Source organism: Streptomyces sp. NPDC054849 (genome assembly GCF_053610945.1).
On record NZ_JBSGZI010000100.1, the window covers coordinates 15,168 to 30,934 of the forward strand.

12 protein-coding genes are annotated in these 15,767 nt (G+C 72.3%); 5 read left to right on the forward strand and 7 right to left on the reverse strand.

Going from position 1 to position 15,767, the window contains the following annotated elements; genetic code table 11:
- Positions 1-13 precede the first annotated feature (13 nt).
- From ACWGIF_RS31085 to ACWGIF_RS31105, 5 genes are all read right to left on the reverse strand, one after another.
- A complete protein-coding gene (locus ACWGIF_RS31085; RefSeq protein ID WP_453502461.1) occupies positions 14-1,660 on the reverse strand; it encodes a nitroreductase family protein in 1,647 nt (548 codons plus the stop codon).
- Positions 1,661-1,704: 44 nt separating this feature from the next.
- Complete coding sequence (locus tag ACWGIF_RS31090) at positions 1,705-3,696, reverse strand: TOMM precursor leader peptide-binding protein (RefSeq protein WP_453502462.1); 1,992 nt, start codon at positions 3,694-3,696, stop codon at positions 1,705-1,707.
- The gene (locus ACWGIF_RS31095) at positions 3,686-6,121 is read right to left on the reverse strand and encodes a TOMM precursor leader peptide-binding protein (RefSeq protein WP_453502463.1); all 2,436 of its coding nucleotides are present in this window, start codon (positions 6,119-6,121) and stop codon (positions 3,686-3,688) included. The genes ACWGIF_RS31090 and ACWGIF_RS31095 overlap by 11 nt, the downstream gene beginning before the upstream one ends.
- A 132-nt stretch (positions 6,122-6,253) precedes the next feature.
- Positions 6,254-7,999 (reverse strand): BTAD domain-containing putative transcriptional regulator, encoded by a 1,746-nt coding sequence (locus tag ACWGIF_RS31100; RefSeq protein ID WP_453502464.1) that lies wholly within the window; start codon positions 7,997-7,999, stop codon positions 6,254-6,256.
- 634 nt (positions 8,000-8,633) lie between these two features.
- The gene (locus ACWGIF_RS31105; protein ID WP_453502465.1) at positions 8,634-9,443 is read right to left on the reverse strand and encodes an NAD(P)H-binding protein; all 810 of its coding nucleotides are present in this window, start codon (positions 9,441-9,443) and stop codon (positions 8,634-8,636) included.
- An 85-nt stretch (positions 9,444-9,528) separates the two neighbouring features.
- Between ACWGIF_RS31105 and ACWGIF_RS31110 the strand changes: the two genes are divergently transcribed.
- Both ACWGIF_RS31110 and ACWGIF_RS31115 read left to right on the forward strand, forming a co-directional pair.
- Entirely contained in the window at positions 9,529-9,942 is a 414-nt protein-coding gene (locus ACWGIF_RS31110; RefSeq protein ID WP_453502467.1) for a winged helix-turn-helix transcriptional regulator, read from the forward strand.
- Positions 9,943-10,138: 196 nt separating this feature from the next.
- Positions 10,139-10,636, forward strand: a complete 498-nt coding sequence (locus ACWGIF_RS31115; RefSeq protein WP_453502468.1) for a YfbM family protein — start codon at positions 10,139-10,141, stop codon at positions 10,634-10,636.
- A gap of 308 nt (positions 10,637-10,944) precedes the next feature.
- On the opposite strand, the gene ACWGIF_RS31120 is transcribed toward ACWGIF_RS31115, so the two are convergent.
- Positions 10,945-11,160, reverse strand: coding sequence for a DUF6243 family protein (locus ACWGIF_RS31120; protein WP_453502469.1), 216 nt, complete (start codon positions 11,158-11,160; stop codon positions 10,945-10,947).
- Between the two features lie 792 nt (positions 11,161-11,952).
- Here ACWGIF_RS31120 and ACWGIF_RS31125 point away from each other — a divergent pair.
- Complete coding sequence (locus tag ACWGIF_RS31125) at positions 11,953-12,558, forward strand: hypothetical protein (protein WP_453502471.1); 606 nt, start codon at positions 11,953-11,955, stop codon at positions 12,556-12,558.
- A gap of 89 nt (positions 12,559-12,647) precedes the next feature.
- On the opposite strand, the gene ACWGIF_RS31130 is transcribed toward ACWGIF_RS31125, so the two are convergent.
- Positions 12,648-13,511: a class I SAM-dependent methyltransferase gene (locus ACWGIF_RS31130; protein ID WP_453502472.1), complete on the reverse strand. Its 864-nt coding sequence runs from the start codon at positions 13,509-13,511 to the stop codon at positions 12,648-12,650.
- Between the two features lie 177 nt (positions 13,512-13,688).
- Between ACWGIF_RS31130 and ACWGIF_RS31135 the strand changes: the two genes are divergently transcribed.
- Entirely contained in the window at positions 13,689-14,285 is a 597-nt protein-coding gene (locus ACWGIF_RS31135; RefSeq protein ID WP_453502474.1) for a hypothetical protein, read from the forward strand.
- Between the two features lie 166 nt (positions 14,286-14,451).
- Entirely contained in the window at positions 14,452-15,624 is a 1,173-nt protein-coding gene (locus ACWGIF_RS31140) for a PI-PLC domain-containing protein (protein ID WP_453502476.1), read from the forward strand.
- Positions 15,625-15,767 lie beyond the last annotated feature (143 nt).

Genomic DNA, 15,767 nt, shown 5'->3' on the forward strand with positions numbered 1-15,767 from the left:
CGTCCCGCTCCCTTCAGGCCATCTCGTGACGGAAGTCGGCCGGCCGCGGGCGCTCGTGGCCCAGCAGCATGATCAGCAGGGGTGCCTCGTCGGTTCCGGTCAGCCCCAGCTCCTCGATGTACGCGATGTTGTCGAAGCCGAGTGCCACGCCGGCGCCCAGGCCGAAGGACGCGGCGGTGGTGTAGAAGGTCTGCGCGACGGCACCGATGGTGCCGCCGACGAGGCGGTAGCCGCGGTCGCCCACGGCGTCCAGTACCGCCGTGGTGCGGACCGTCGGGACGAGTACCGCGCCGGCCTGCTCCAGGTTGTAGTTGGAGAGGAAGTAGTGGCGCTGGAGGAAGGGGCCGGGTGGCCCCGGCTTCATCAGGCGCAGGGTGTGCGCGGCCGGATCGTAGGCGTACGCGCCGGGGGCGATGCCCTCGACGTGGTTGACGAACGCGTACAGCGCGGTGAGCGAGGGGCCGCCCGGGCTCTCGGCTTCCGTGCCGTAGCCGGTGGCCGCGCAGTCGGCCAGAGCGGCGGCGAACTGCTCGGCCGCGACCGGACGGGAGGCCTCGAAGCGGCCGAAGCTGCTGCGGCGTTCGCGCAGGGCCCGTCCGGTGACGGCGGGCGGCGCGGAGGGCGCCGGCAGCGGCAGCGGGTCGGCGCCGCGCGGCGGGAAGGCGGCGGCCGCGTCCAGCGCGCCCGGCGCCGGGCGGTCGGCGGCCCGCCCCACGGTGGCCTCGTGGATGCGCTGCAGGGTCGGGAACACGAGGACGCGGCGGGAGCGTTCGACGTCGCGGTGTCGGACGGCGGCGCAGTCCCTGGCGCCGCCGCCCGCGGACACCGGCTCGCCTTGGGCAGGCACCGGCAGCGGCACCGGCGCGCCCTCCCAGGTCAGCGGAACGACCGCGAAGACGCCCTCCGCCTCGGGCGCCACGCCCAGCAGCCGGGCCAGGCGTTCCTCGTCGAACCACAGCACCGGGTCGATCCGCAGCCCGTACTGCGCGGCCCACAGGCGCCAGGTCTGCACGAGTGCGCCCACGTCCATGCTCACGGCGTGGAAGGAGAAGCTGTTGTACTTGAACGCGTTCTGCCAGTACTTGACGCTGAGGACGAGGTACTGCGTCGCCTCCGCGGCCGATCCGGCCCCCGCTCCGGCTCCGGCACGCGCACCGGCACGCGCACCGGCCCCCGCACCGGAGCCGGAGCCGAGGGCGTCGCGGACCTGACCGGTGACGTCGCCCGTCAGCAGGCGGCGCAGCCCGTGCTGGTGCGGCGCGTAGTGGTAGAGCCCCGGTGTCAGCGGCCCGCCCGGTCCGGCCGCCCAGTGGACGGCCACCGGGTAGAGCCCGCCGCCCGACGCGGTGCCCCGCGACCAGTTCGCGTGCGTGTAGTGCGGCAGCGCCGCCAGGTCGGTGTTCGCCTGGACCGCGAGACGCCGTCCGGTCAGCCCGTACGAGTCCTGGAGCATCCCGGACAGCAACGGCAGGGTGAAGCCCGGCACGGGCTGCCGCGGCGGTGCGTGCGGCGGCGGCTCCGGCAGCGGGATCGTTTCGGCGTACGGATGGAACTTGGCCTTGCGGGGCCGGTCGGCCCAGTCGGGCACGAAGTCGACGGGCTCCATCGGCACCCGGCCGCGGTGCATGATCTCGTGGGCGTAGACATGGGCGAAGCCCATGGGTCCTCCTGCGTTCGGGTGGGACGCCGGTGGCGGCGGCCGGGTCAGGGGAAGGGGTGGGGGGCCGGGTTCAGGTCGCCGGGCTCCAGCACGCGCTCGCGCAGCCCGGCGGTGAACAGGGCCGTCCGCATCCGCGGCATGCCGAGGGCCCGCTGCCGGGACCACCCGAAGTCGATGGGGAGCAGCCCCGGGACGAGCACGCTCACGGTGTGCAGGCCGAGGGCGCGCTGCTCGGGCATCGTCTGGTCGACGACGACGACGTCGAAACCCTCCTCCGTGACGGCCGACACGCATCGCTCCAGGTCGGTGCGCACGTCGTCGGACGCGGCGGAGCCCCATGCGTCGGGCCACTGCAGCTCGGCCACGGTCCGGTGTCGCCCATGGCCCTCGCCCTCGCCCTGGCCCTGGCTTTGGCCCTGACCCTGGCCCTGGCCCTGGCCCTGGCCCTGCGAGCGCAGCAGGAAGTCCGCGTGTCGGCCCATCTCCGGTACCCCGTACACGAGCGGATGGTCGTGCAGCGCCGTGACCAGGCCGAAGTCGGCCGCCATGGCCCGCAGCCGGGCCTCGTCGCGCTCGGTGCGCCCGGGCAGGTTGACGGCGTCCGTGGCGATCTCGCAGAGCGCCGAGTCCAGGGCAGACTCGGGGTCCAGGCCGGCTCCCGCACCGAAGCACATCCGGCCGGGGCCGCCGTCGAACCGTTCGGCCACCGCCGTCACGACGGGGATCGGGAAGGTGATCCGGGTGTCGAAGAACCGGGCCCGGTAGCCGTACATCGCCAGCCGGTCGACCATCGCGCGGGTCGACGGCCGGGAACTGCTCTCCGGGTCGATCTCGGGCAGCGGCTGGCGCCCGTACCAGGTGAGCAGGAAGGCATCCCGTTCCACGACCTCCATCAGCCCGAAGTACGCCGCCTCGGCCACGCTGCCCCCGGAGGCGCAGCCGTTGGAGCTCTCCTGCACGAACCGGTTCTCGAGGCCGGGCGCGTGATAGTACGTCAGGATCTCCGGCACCAGGCGGGGCATCCGGTCGCGCAGCGACCAGCCCCACACCCAGGCGATCTCCCGGTCCGGGTCGAAGGGACGTACGCGCGGGTTCTCCCGATGGAAGGCCTCGCTGTACAGGCCGGCCTCCCGCGGGTCGACCGCGTCGGCGCCGAACTGCTTCAGCGAACCCGTGACGCTGGTGGTCCGCGCCCGCGCCCGCATCCCGGCGTAGCGCTCCAGCCCCTCCAGCACCCCCACCCGCGCACTGTGCGCGAAGGAGTCCGTATGGCCGCCCCAGAACGTCTCGCGCAGGTACGCGCCCGAGCGCATCGAGAAGCAGCCGATGGTCGCGGAGGTGGAGGTGGAGGAGACGTCCTGCACGAGGGAGGGCCCCAGCGCCCCGCACAGCGGGTTCGCGAAGGCCGCCACGTCGATCCCGTACGACTCGAGGGGGCGGGTGCGGAAGACGCCGGGCCGGTACTTCGGCGCGGGCGACAGGTCCGGCACGGCCGCCTCCGCGGTGTCCTGCCCCGGGGCGGCGCACACCGGGCACTGCGGGTCGGGGACCAGCGGATAGCGGCGTACGCAGCCCGTCCGCAGGTCCAGCAGCCGGACGTCGGGGAAGACGCCGGGGCCCTGCGTGCCGGGCCGGGGTTCGGCCGCCGCCGCGATCAGCGCGGCCAGCGCCTCGGCGGCGAAAGGGTGCGCGTACGGCCAGTCGCCGGCGGCCAGGGTGTCGCCGCCGAGTTCCAGGGCGTCCCGGAGCGCGACGGACCGCACCGCCTGCCAGCGGCGTTCCAGGCACCGGGCGCAGCCGCCGGGCGGCCCGACGACCGCCTGGTGGCCGTACAGATGCACGGGCACCGCAGGGCTGCCGCCCGCCTCGGGGGCGGGGCGGGTGAAGGCGTCCCCGAGCCCGAGGGCCGACAGCCTCACCCGGGGACCGTCGAGCGACCCGAGGGCGCGGTCCAGCAGGGCGGTGAAGCGGGCCGCCGCGCCGGCACCGAGCGCGTCGGCGACCTCGGGGCCGGCCGTCAGCAGGTCAGTGGTCATCGCCCGGCTCCTGGGCGGTGGTCAGCAGCACTCTGACGGTGTGGAGTCCTGCCGAGGCCAGGTCCGAGGCCCCGGTGGGGACGACGTAGGCGTCACGGCCCGCCGCCCGCAACCGGTCCAGCACCTCGGACCATCCGACGGCGGCCGCGTTCCCGTCGGCGGGTCGGGCGCGGGGGCCGGCGTCCGCGGGGCCGGCGTCCGCGGGGCCGGCGTCCGCGGGTCCGGCGTCCGCGGACGCGGTGAGGGTGAGGGTGCGGGCGTCGAGGTCCTGCAGCAGCGCATCACCGGTGTCGGCCGGCTTGCCGGAGGCGGCGGCGTCCTGCTCGTACTGCACGGCGCCCAGCAGGTCCCGCAGCGCGGCCACGGCCGCCACCTGCCGGTCCAGGTCCGCGCCGACGGCCCAGCGTTCCCCGGCCCTGGCGAGCAGCACCTGCACTCCGGAACGCGCGCCTTCGCCGAGGTCGAGGAGCTCGACGTCCAGGCCGAGGCGCTCCGCCGACCGTACGAGGAAGACGAGTTCGGCGTCGGGCGTCCCGTCCGACAGCGATACCGGCGCGGCCGCGCTCCCGCGTACCGCCCGCAGCAGGGCATCGTGGGCCAGGGCGGAGAGCAGGCCCGCGGCGGCCGCGTCGGCGGGCGAGGGTCCGGCGCCGGCGCCGGCGCGGGTGCGCTCGAAGAGCCGGTCGCCGTTGTGCGGGCCGAAGGGACGGACAGCGGCCGCCGGGACGAGCGCGGGCTCCTTGGTGACGAGCGAGACGGCCTGCTGCCAGGCGGTGGCCGTGCCCGGCAGGCCGGAGGCGATGGTCAGCGAGCCCTCCGCGACCGCCCCCTCGGCGCGGCCGGCGACCCCGTGCGCCGGAACGACGTGCGCCGGAACGACGTGCGCCGGAACGACGTGCTCGGCGTAGACCACGGCCGCGGCGTCCAGCGCCCGCATCCGCGCCCCGGCGACGTGGTGCACGTCGAAGGCCGCGATCGCCCGGGGGCCCGCGTGGCCGGCGCCGAACTCGACCACGCTCAGCTTGAGGGGGATCTGAGTGAGCGGCTCGTCGGCGTAGCGCGTGAAGACGCCGGTGTACGGGCGGACGAGCGCGGAGCGCCGGTTCAATTCCTCGACCAGGGCGTCCGCTTCGCGTGCAGTCTCCAGGGTCGGCAGGGCGGGCGCGCCGGAGGTGCCCGCGGCGGCGAGGTCCACGGGCGCCACGGCCTCTCGCGCCTCCTCCTCGCCCGGGGAGCAGAAAGGGCACCTCGGGTGTGGAAGGAGCGGCTCCGCCGTGACGTCGAGCGAGGCCATGTCCTGCACGATCACCTGGCCCGCGGTCTCGGCGGGCAGGGCTCCCGAGGTGGCGCGGAAGACCTCGTACCCCAGGAGGTTGCCGATCATCGCGGCCAGCGGCCGCCCCGGCTCCGGGCTGGCCACCGGGGGGCTGCCGGGCAGGGCCAGCGCCCTCCACAGCTCGGCCGCGGCGGCGTGGTCACGGCCGGCGGCCGCGCCGAGCCGGAGCGCGGCGCAGGCCCAGCAGCCGGGGGTGCCGGAGGCCATCAGGGGGCCGATCACGGCGTCGGAGCCGTACGACCAGGCGGGCAGCAGCGTGACGCCGGCCGGGATCCCGGCGCGCAGCAGGGGCAGCAGCCGGGCGGGGGCGGTCCGCCCGCCGGTGACGATGACGAGGTCGTAGCCGGCCAGTTCGGCCCAGGAGGGGGCGTGTCGGGCGGCCGGCGCCAGCGTGCGCAGTTCGACCGGGCAGCCGTCGGCCACGGCTTCCGCGGCCTCGGCTTCGAGGGCCGGGATGCCGAGCACGGAGGGAGCGGGCGCCAAGGTGTCGGGCGCCGAGGTGGTGGGCGTCCACGTGTCGGGCGCCGAGGTGGTGGGCGCCAAGGTGTCGGGCGCCGAGGTGTCGCGCTTCGGGGCGTCGTTGCCCGGCGTCACGCCGACGGTCGCACAGCCGTTGCGTATCAGGCTCGACGCGCACCAGCGGGCCACCTCGTCGTCGCCGAGGACGGCCACCCGGGTCTCCCGGAAGCGCAGGAAGCGCGCCTCGGCGTCGTCGGCGTAGTGGTCGGCGTAGGCGATCTGCGGGGCGTACCGGCGGGCTACGTCCGGAGCGAGCTCCACCTGCCCGGCGGCACGCTCGGCCGGGGCGGCGACGGGCCGGGCGAAGTCCCGTTCGTACAGGGTCCGGACGAGCTCGCCGACCATCGCCTGCTGCGCCTCGCCGAGGCCCCGGCACAGGTCGGCGACCGAGTGCTCGCCGGTGAGGTGGGGGACGATCAGCGTCGCGAAGCGGTACGCGGACTTCGCCGTGAGGCGGAAGCCGCCGTCCGCGTTGTGGAACAGCACGCCGTCCGGCGTCTGGGTGAACAGCACGTCCCGGCGGATCCGGGGACGGGTCGCGGCAACGGCTGTATAGCTGGCGTGAGCCATGGGGACACCCCTGAGTGCGGTCTGGGCGGGATCGGGGAGGAGGCTGGTACGGGGAGGGAGGAAGAGGAGAGGGAGGAGAGGGAGAGGAAGGGGCTCGGGGAGGGAGGTGCGGGTGACGAGGGACGGGCAGGGTCAGTGCGGTGCGACCACGGCTGCTGCCGCAGCCGTGTCGTGCATGCGGACGTGCCAACGCGCGTAGATGCGCAGGAAGTCGTGAAGGCGGTAAGGGCCGGGTGGCCCGTCCTCCAACAGGCCTGTCTCCACGAGCTGTTCGAGCACTGCTTCGCTCTCCGCGGCCGACAGGTCGTCGTCCGCGGCGCGTGTGCCCAGCCGCAGGAACGCCTCCCGCAGCTCCGGATCGAGCGCGTCGAGCGCCTGCCCCAGCACCTCGGGGACCGAGAGCCGGGCGTCCTCGGCGAGGGCCAGCCGCGCGGGGGGATCCTCCGCGAGCCAGGTCGTGCAGTCGGCGACTGACAGGCCGGGCCGGGTCAGGAGCCGTCCTGCGGCGATCCGCAGGGCGAGCGGGAAGTGGCCGCATACGGAGGCCAGTTCCCGGGCCGCAGCCGGCTCGGCTGCGATCCGCTCGGCGCCCACGAGCCCTGCCAGCAGCCCGTACGCCTCGGCGGGCCGGAGTACGTCGAGCCGGTGCACCGCGCCGCCGTGCGTGGCGACGACCGCCGCCAGATCGCGCCTGCTGGTCACGAGGACGGAGGCGTCGACCACCGCGGGCAGCAGCGGCAGCACCTGCCAGGCTCCGGCCGCGCCGTCCAGCACGATCAGCCGCCGCCCGGCGCCGGGCTCGGGCTCGGGCAGCAGCCGCGCCGCCTCCTCGACGGCGAGCGCGGTCCCGTCCGGTCGGGCCAGTTGGAGGGTGAACACCCCTCCCGGAAAGCCCTCTTGTACGTCGTGCGCGGTCTGGCGGGCCAGCGCCGACTTGCCGATGCCCGGCGCCCCCGAGACGACGACCAGGCGCGGCCCGTCTGCGGAGGTGAGCCGTGCGGCCATGGCCCGCCGGTCACCCTCACGCCCGGCGAAGGCGGGGACGGGCAGCACCGGCCGGTTCACCCGCGCCGGGGCGGCCGCGCCCGAGGGCAGCGCGGGAGCCTCGCGCGCGGTCCCCGCCCGTACGGTCCCCGCCCGCGCGGTCTCCGGCGGTGCGGGCGCCAGGTCCTCGGCGCGCAGGATGGCGAGTTCCAGTCGCCGCAGCCCCGGACCCGGGTCGATGCCCAGTTCGTCGCGCAGCCGGTCGCGCACGGTGCGGTACTCGGCGAGCGCCTCTGCCTGTCGGCCGGTGCGGTAGAGGGCCTCGATGAGCTGCTCGGTGAAGCGTTCGCGCACCGGGTGCCGTCGTGCGCTCTCGTACAGGTCGACCAGGACCTGATGGCAGTTCCCCGCGGCCAGTTCGAGGTCGCAGACCCGCTCCAGCACCCGTAGCCTCTCCTGTTCGAGTGCGGGCACGGCGTCCTGCTGGAGGAGACGTGAGGCCACGTTGGCGAGCGGCTGGCCCTGCCAGAGCGAGAGCGCCTCCCGGAGCCGGTAGAGCTCCTCCCCCGGGCCGGCCGCCGTCGCGGCCTGGGCCGTGAGCATGCGGAACAGTACAAGGTCGAGGGTCTCGGGGTCGTTGTGCATCCGGTAACCGCCGGGTACGGCCTCGATGGTGGTCGCGGATATGCCGTACTTGGCGAACAACCGGCGCAGCCGCAGGACGCATGTCTGCAGCGCGGCGCGAGCCGTGGCGGGCGGCTCTTCGTCCCAGACGGCGCGCAGGAGGTAAGTGGTCGACACCATGGTGCCGGGGTGCAGCAGAAGTGCGGCGAGCAGACTGGTCGGCTTGGACGGTTTGAGAACGACGATTTCAGGGCCGTGCGCAATGCTCAAAGGCCCCAAAAGCTGGAACCGGATGACTGATCCCCCGTGTCGGTACACGCATTCCCCCTATAGGGAGCGCGACGGGGGCGGTGGTCGCCGGTTCTGCGGGCCCGCCACACGCCGGAAATAGTCCGGACCAAGGCCGCAGTTGCCGTCCGCCCCCCGTTGGGCGGTGAATAACGGGAACACTACATAACGGATCTTGCGGAAGTCGAGCCGACCGGATGGCCTCTTCAGCACCCGTAGCCTTTTTCTCTCATCTCCGTAACCTGGACGCTTCGAGGAGTTACCGCCGGTCCATCAAAACTGTTCACCTGTAAACGAATTAGGGTTGTCGCGCCATCCAAGCACGATGCCGTGATCGAATTAAGGTGCATATTCCGCCACTGATATGGCCGATCCTCACCCTCGCCTCAGGACCGGCCGCACCCGTCTCGAAATCCGGCACGGACCGGCAGCCGGGCCACCACCGGAGCGAGCCACTCCGGGAGGCGGGTGTGCGTCCTGGTGGGTCAGACGATCCCGCTCTCCGTGGCGGCCACGAGATACCGGACACCTGATGTGAGGGCCAGGCCGTAGGGGCGTAGGCGGTGATGCACCTCTCAAGAACTTTCCTGCCTGCGCGGCGCCTGTGTTCTGGGGGCTATGCGAGGGTTGCCGCGAGCGGGGACCGGGGTTCGCGCCCCAGGAGTTGACGAAGGTCACCACCGGTTCGGGACATGAATCCGGCAGCGATGGCGGAGTAGGTACCCACCAGCATCGGCACCTGGAACGGTTCGGCGCCGGAGGCGGCGATGCGCGCGCGGGCCTGGCCGAGCGTCTCCGGCTCATAGGTGACGTGCGGTCCGTGTGCGCGGGCCAGGTCGGCGCCGCCGATCGCCTGCTCGCCGACGAGTTCATAGATGCGTCCTGCGTGAGCCGGTGCCTCCACCGCCACCCGTACCGCGGCGTCGGCCAGATCCGCCCGTGCAACGGCTGCCAGACGGCCCTCACCGAGCGGGGCAGTGATCCGGCCGCCCTCCAACGGCGCGAGCCCGGCCAGCAACTCCGCGTAGAGGCCGTTGCGCAGGATCGTCCACCCCATGGTGCTCTCCCGGAGCCGCCTCTCCGTCCAGCGGTGCGGCAGCGCGTAAGGGAGGTGATCACCCTCGGCGGTCAGGCTCGTATAGACGACATGCCCCACACCGGCCTTCTCTGCGGCGTCGATGGCCGCGCCGTGCCGGGCTATGACGATGTCGTCCTCGCCGCGGCCCGCGGAGATCAGGACCAGCACATCCACACCGTCGAAGCCCCTGATGAGGGTGCTGCGCTCGTCGAAGTCGATGTGGCGGACAGGCAGCACAGCCGGGAACTGCCGAGGATCGCGCGTTCCCAGGACCGTGTCGTCACGGTCGGCCAGCCGCTCGGCAATCAGCGCGCCCAAGGCGCCGGCAGCTCCAGTAACCAGGATCATCAGGGTCGTCCCATTCCGGTAGGTTCTCTTCGGTAACCGGGATCATCCTGCGGGTGTACGTCACGAAGCGTAAGGAGGCACTTCCATGTCAGTAGGGCACACAGGAGTAACCACCGAACCCGTGGTCACTTGCGGCGACGAGCACGAGGATTGCGGCATCCGTGAGGTGCTCGACCGGATCGGGGACAAATGGTCGGTCCTGGTCGTGGTCGAACTGGCCCAGGGCGTACGTCGTTTCCGACAGCTGCAACGCGCCATACCCGGTATCTCGCAGCGGATGCTGACGCTCACTGTGCGTCGGCTGGAACGCGACGGGCTGATCACCCGGACCGTGCACCCGACAGTGCCTCCGCAGGTCGAGTACGAGCTCACGACGATGGGCCACAGCCTCACACATCTGGTGAAAGCCCTCGCGGATTGGTCAGCCGACCACCGCGATGCCATCGCGCGTGCACGCCAGGAATGGGATGCCGTGCATCCCGACTCCGGAATCCGCTGACTGCCTGGGCTCCAGCATCCTGCCGACTACGACGGAGACGGCCTGACCAACCCCCTCCCCGAAGTTCCGCGGATGCTCAAGCACACCCTCGGTTGGACCCGGACCACGGCTCCGCAGTTCTGACGCAGCCGACCGCTGGACCTGGATCGTCGTTGCAACCCATGCTCTGTCGGAGACGCTCCGTATGCTGCCGCCCATGAGTATGAACGGGGAGTACCTGCGCGTCACGCCTGCCGAACTGGACCGGGCCCTGAAGGATCCCGAGTGGGCGTGGGATCTCGCCGAGGAGACGCAGGACGCGCAGGCGGAGGGTGTGCCTGCACCGGCCGAGGCGCGGCACTTCACTACACACCAGACGTGGCACCTGCTCGGGTTCCTCCTGCAACGCTCGGCCTTCCCCGTCGACGTCGTCCACGGCGAGGAACCCGTCGCCACCGATGACTGGGGCTACGGACCGCCGCATTACCTGAGCCCTGAGCGAGTACAGCTGGCCGCTGACACCCTGCACCGGACGACGTATGACCAGCTCATTCAGGGTGTCGACCCCTCCGAACTCACCAAGGCCGAGGTCTACCCCCAGATCTGGGACTCGCCCGCCTCACTGGAGTGGGCCGGCGACCTCTTCACTCCCCTGACAGAGTTCTTCCGGGGCGCCGCATCCGCCGGTCACGCGATGCTGATCTGGATCGACTGATCCACCCAGGGCCGCCTGAGGGTTGAACGACGACTTCCCCATCAGGATGACAGGCGGCCGTGGTAACTGGTGGTGCAGATTAATAGCACGCTCCGCGCGGATCATTGCCCACAGCCCCTTGGTTCGCCGGCGTGCAAGCGACAGCACTGCCTGCTTGTGTCCTGTAGCGGGCTGCTGTATGTGGGGCTGCCCCGGGTGGTCGGCTGAGAACTGAGCGGGCGGCCGCGCCCGGTACGGCGGCAGGGCCCGTACCGCTCGTCGCGGTACGGGCCCTGCCGCGTGCGGTGCCGCTCTGCGGCGGCGGTGCGTCAGCTCTGGGCGGTGTCGTCGCCCGCCGGCCCGGCGCCCTCGGCTGCGTCTGCCTTCTCGCGCATCTTGCGCACCAGCTCCGCCTTCTGGTCGGCTGCGCCCTGGCGGTCGAGGTTGCGGTGCGGACCGTTGTTCTGCCGTTCGGCGCGGGACAGCTTCTTGCGCTGGCCGCCGCCCATGCCCACGGGGTTGTTGATGTTCTTGCTGACGGTCACGGGTTCTCCCGGTAATGAAGTGAAGTGATCTACGGATGCTCGGTGAGGGACGGGCGGCGACGTCGAAGGACGTCAGCAGGGGCCCATCACGCTCTCACTCGTACATCGGCCTCTGGAAGAACATGACAAAGACGTTACCCGGTTCCGTCGGCCCCGCACACCAAACCCTTCGCCGCCCCGGCGTCGGCCGGGCCCTCGGCGAGCGCCCGGGGTCAGCCGTTTCCCTCCGGGAATCTCGGTACCGCCGGCACCCGCCAGGGATCTCCGCCCGTCCGGGGAAGATCCAGATGCGCGTTACTGGGCCCGCGGGCGTTGTCAGTGATCGCGAGCACACTGACGGCATGAGAGATCATCTCACTTGCACACCGCCGTTATGGGACAACCTTGAGGGGAGACGCCGTCGCGGCCCCACACTTGCGCTCCCGGTGAAATTTGGGAGGCCGATCAAAGTCAGCCATGTGATCCAGGCCCCCAGAACCAGCTGACCGGCGCCGGCCGGAAGCGATCGAACGTGCGGGCTTCGGCTCCAGGCGGTGGACGCCTCGTCGTGCCGCGACCTCTTTGGCTCTCCGAAGACACGCTCCCGGCGTCCTGCACGGCCTCGCGACGGCGGCGGCGCGGCGGCCGGCTCGAGCGGGCACGCACGGCGGCGCGCCATGCCCTGCTGGACCTGACGAACGTTCCTTAGTTCACCTTGCCGAACCGATACACCTTGAATGCACGGGCGACGGTCCGGAAGACTGCGGCAACTCACACGTGTGGTGGCGGCGGGGCGAACAAAGGGGAAAGGCCGTGGACTTCACTGATCTGTCCGACGATCTGGAGCACCCTGCCGTCGACGCGTTCCTGTCGGCCGTGGACCACTCCATGAACAGCAACACCCTGCTGCTGAAGATCGCCGTGGACGTGCCCGTCACCGCCGAGAACCGGCAGCACGTCCTCCACACCTTCCTCCGGAGCAGCCTGTTCGAGGAGATGATGCTCGCCGCCGACCGTCGGCGCGACTGGTACAACCTCTCGGACGACTTCGACGGAGCCTGCGTCGAACGCCCGCTCCTGCGTGACGGATTCCTCGCGACGGTCAGCCCGCTCGACCACGAGGGGTTCGTGGCGAAGCTGAGATGGATGCTCTGCGAAGCGTTCAGCCCCTATAACCAGCACTATGCCGGGAAGGACGCCGAACGACTGGTCCACGATTTCGCCCATCAGCTGCTGGGCCGGCCCGGCTCCGCGTGGCTGTTCGCCTCGGTCGTACCCGACTTCTTGCGCTCGACCGGTTACCACAGCCACGAAGAGCCGCTCCGGCCGGCGTACTTCGACGGCAGCGACTCCGATACGGCCACGTTCATCCATCGTGACCACGTCTGCTACGTGCTCCTGACCAACGGATGCCCCTGAACCGGCAACAGCGCAACAGGGCAACAGGGCAACAGGGCAACAGGGCAACACCATGGCGCGGACCCGGCGCCCACGGCCCCCGCCGGAGGCTACGGGCGGGTGGCGGTGACCAGGTAGTAGTCCAGGAGCTGCTGTTCCCAGGCGGCCAGGAAGTTCCGGGGCCAGGTGCCCGGCTCCCAGAGGCGGGCCAGCCAGCGGTCCCAGCCGGGCCAGACCTGCGGACCGATCGAGGCGACCCGGACGCCGTCGAAGCCGGCTTCGGCGAGGGCATCGGCGAGCCGGGACACAGGTCGCGCGATGTCCAGGCCGCTCGCGAACGAGTCGAGCATGTCCGCGAGCCTCTCCGCGGGCGCGGGCTCCCGCCCGGGCTTCGACGTAGGCTCGGGCGCGCCGTCGATGCTGAAGAAGCCGGCGACCGCCACCCGCCCACCGGGCCGCAGCACCCGCTGCGCCTCACGGGCGAAGGCGGGCAGGTCCGGAAAGTGCTGGACCGCCTCGACGCTGTACAGGCAGTCGTACTCGGCATCGCCGAGCGGCATGCCCTCCGCCGCCCCGAGTACGAAGCGCAGCCGGTCCGGCTGCGCGGCGAGGAGCGTGGAGTTCGCTTGGCGGGCCCGCTGCAGCTGCTGGGGGTGGACGTCCACGCCGGTGACCGCCGTGGGCCCGTACTCGTCGAGGGCGAGGGCGCATCCGAGGCCGAGACCGCAGCCGATCTCCACGGCCCGACCGCTCTCGGGGCCGACCGCGTCGAGTACGTGCCGGTAGAGGTCCTGCTCGCTGCGGATCCGGTCGTCCTGCGACAGCGGCCGTTCGAGATCGACGGCCTGCCAATAGCCGAAGTTGATGAACCCTCCGGCGAACACCGGCACGGCGCTGAGATCGGCCGGCCCGTACGTCTCCCACACCGCGGGCCGTACGACCGGAGCGGACCGCTCCGCAGGGATACCCGACACCGTCTCAGCACCTCCTCGTCACGGGGGCGTTCCGCCCCGAAGCCATCAGTGTGGCCGGTGAGCCCGTGTCGCGACAGAGGACCTCCCGGGTCCGGCGGCCCCGTCGTGCGGTGCCGCCTCATCCGACGCCCCGCGCTGATTCACCGCGGATGACGGGACGGCCCGTAGGGTGCCCGCATGGGTCACGAGGAAGCCGGCGGCACCGGTCCCGGGCCTGACCCGGCCGACGCCACCGCCGATGCCACCGCCACCGCCACCGCCACCGCCACCGCCACCGCCACCGCCAGCGAGACTGCCGCCACTGCCGCCGCCCGGCTGAAGGAGCGGCTGTACGCGACCATCACCATGATTTCCGTGGTGATCGGCCTCGCCGCGTCGGAGCACGTCAACGCCGCCGGGGCTGCGGCCACGGTGCTGACCGCCGCCGTCGGGCTGTGGCTGGCGACCCTCGTGGCCGATCAGCAGGCCCACCGCGTGGTGCACGGCCGGCTCGCCACCGGCGCGGAGTTGCGGCACATGCTGTGGGTCGGCAGTCCCCTGCTGCTGTCCGCCGTCGGGCCACTGATCCTGATCGGCTCCGCCGCCCTGGGCGTGATGGGCCTGCAGACAGCGCTCCACGCCGCGGCCGGGGTGAGCGTCGCCAGTCTGTTCGGGTGGGGCTGGTACGGCGGCATCCGCATGGGCAGCGGGGCAGCCGTCGCCCTGCTGGCCGGCGCCCTCGACGCGGCGATCGGCCTGGCCGTCGCCCTCGTCAAGGCGCTCGCGGGCCACTGAACCCTGGCGCGGTCCCGTCATCCACCACTGAAGCCTGGCGCGGTCCCGTCGCCCACCACTGGACCCTTGCGCGGTCCCTTCGCCGGCCGTCGCTTCGCACCGACGGATACCGGCCGTGCGCGTCCGCGGGGAAGCGGATCGACGGCCCGCGCGCTACCCTCCGCCCATGATTGACATGAACATGACGCACATGGCGTTGCGTGGGCGCCCTCGCCGCGCACCGGAGACCTCCCCCCGCAGCGCCTCCGCCGCGCTCCTGCGAAGAAGCGGCCGACGCTCTTTGGTGTGCCTCCTCCTATGGGCCCTCCTGGGCACGATCACCACCGCGACCACCGCGACCGCCGCGACCACCCCGAGCCGAGCCGGTGTCTCAGCCGCGTCCTCCACGGCAGCCGTCACGGGCCCGGCCGCACCCCGCTCAGCACCCGACCCAGCAGCAGCCCACGCCGCGACCGCCCGCTGGGCCGACCGCCGCCTCGACGAGGTCGCCTTCCTCACCACCCACAACGCCTTCACCAACTACGAGGACTCACGCTGGAGTTCGGTGAACCAGTCCGAATCGGTGCGCGCCCAGCTCGACAACGGGGTCCGCGGCCTGAGCCTGGACGCGCACTGGTACGAGCGCAGCACCTGGCTGTGCATCATCAGCTTCGGCAGCGACTGCTACCCCAGCGACGTGTACCTGTGCCACGGCGACTGCAAGACCTTCGCCGGTGCCACGTACGCCCTCCCGCGGCAGTCCTTCCACGGCACGATGCAGACCGTGGTGGACTTCCTCGCCGCCCACCCGCAGGAGGTCGTGACGGTCTTCCTCGAGGACTACGTCGGCGCCGAGCAGCTGCGGCAGTCCCTCGGCCGCGTCAGGGGGCTGTCCGACATGGCGTTCCGGCCCGACGAGTGGGGCGTACGGCAGAACGGATGGCCGAAGGTGGCCGACCTCGTCACCTCCGGCAAGCGGCTGCTGATCTTCTCCGACCGGTCCGACCGCGAGCACCTGGGCGTCATGTACGACAAGTCGTGGACCGTGAGCAACTACTGGAGCCTGGGTGACCTCGGCAACGACCTCAACTGCGTCAGTCGCTGGTCCGACCTGCCCCTTGACCGGCAGGAACCCGGATTCCGGCGGCTGTTCACGATGAGCCACCACCGCAACGTGCCCACCGTCCTCACGGCGGCCTTGGACAACGGCACCAAGCTGAGAAACCGCATTGCCGAGCAGTGCCGGCACGCCGCCGGGGGCCGCGACCCGAACTTCGTCTCCGTCGACTTCCACCGCCTTTCGGACGGCAGCGGCCACACCCCCGCGTCGATCGTCGCGGAGCTCAACGCGCGCCCCTGAGGCGTACCCCCTGACCCGGCGGTCCGCCCGGTCGGCCGGGCTGCCGACCAAGCGGACCGCCGCCGCACCCCCGCACACCGCCGGGGCAGGGGGCCCGGGGTCGCCCCCCAAGGGTGACGCTGCCCGGCTGGGCCTGGTGCAGC

Coding starts and splice junctions, on each gene's coding strand:
- ACWGIF_RS31140 (WP_453502476.1), top strand. CDS start 14,452: ATGATTGACATGAACATGACGCACATGGCGTTGCGTGGGCGCCCTCGC.
- ACWGIF_RS31105 (WP_453502465.1), bottom strand. CDS start 9,443: ATGATCCTGGTTACTGGAGCTGCCGGCGCCTTGGGCGCGCTGATTGCC.
- ACWGIF_RS31090 (WP_453502462.1), bottom strand. CDS start 3,696: ATGACCACTGACCTGCTGACGGCCGGCCCCGAGGTCGCCGACGCGCTC.
- ACWGIF_RS31110 (WP_453502467.1), top strand. CDS start 9,529: ATGTCAGTAGGGCACACAGGAGTAACCACCGAACCCGTGGTCACTTGC.
- ACWGIF_RS31095 (WP_453502463.1), bottom strand. CDS start 6,121: ATGGCTCACGCCAGCTATACAGCCGTTGCCGCGACCCGTCCCCGGATC.
- ACWGIF_RS31135 (WP_453502474.1), top strand. CDS start 13,689: ATGGGTCACGAGGAAGCCGGCGGCACCGGTCCCGGGCCTGACCCGGCC.
- ACWGIF_RS31085 (WP_453502461.1), bottom strand. CDS start 1,660: ATGGGCTTCGCCCATGTCTACGCCCACGAGATCATGCACCGCGGCCGG.
- ACWGIF_RS31115 (WP_453502468.1), top strand. CDS start 10,139: ATGAGTATGAACGGGGAGTACCTGCGCGTCACGCCTGCCGAACTGGAC.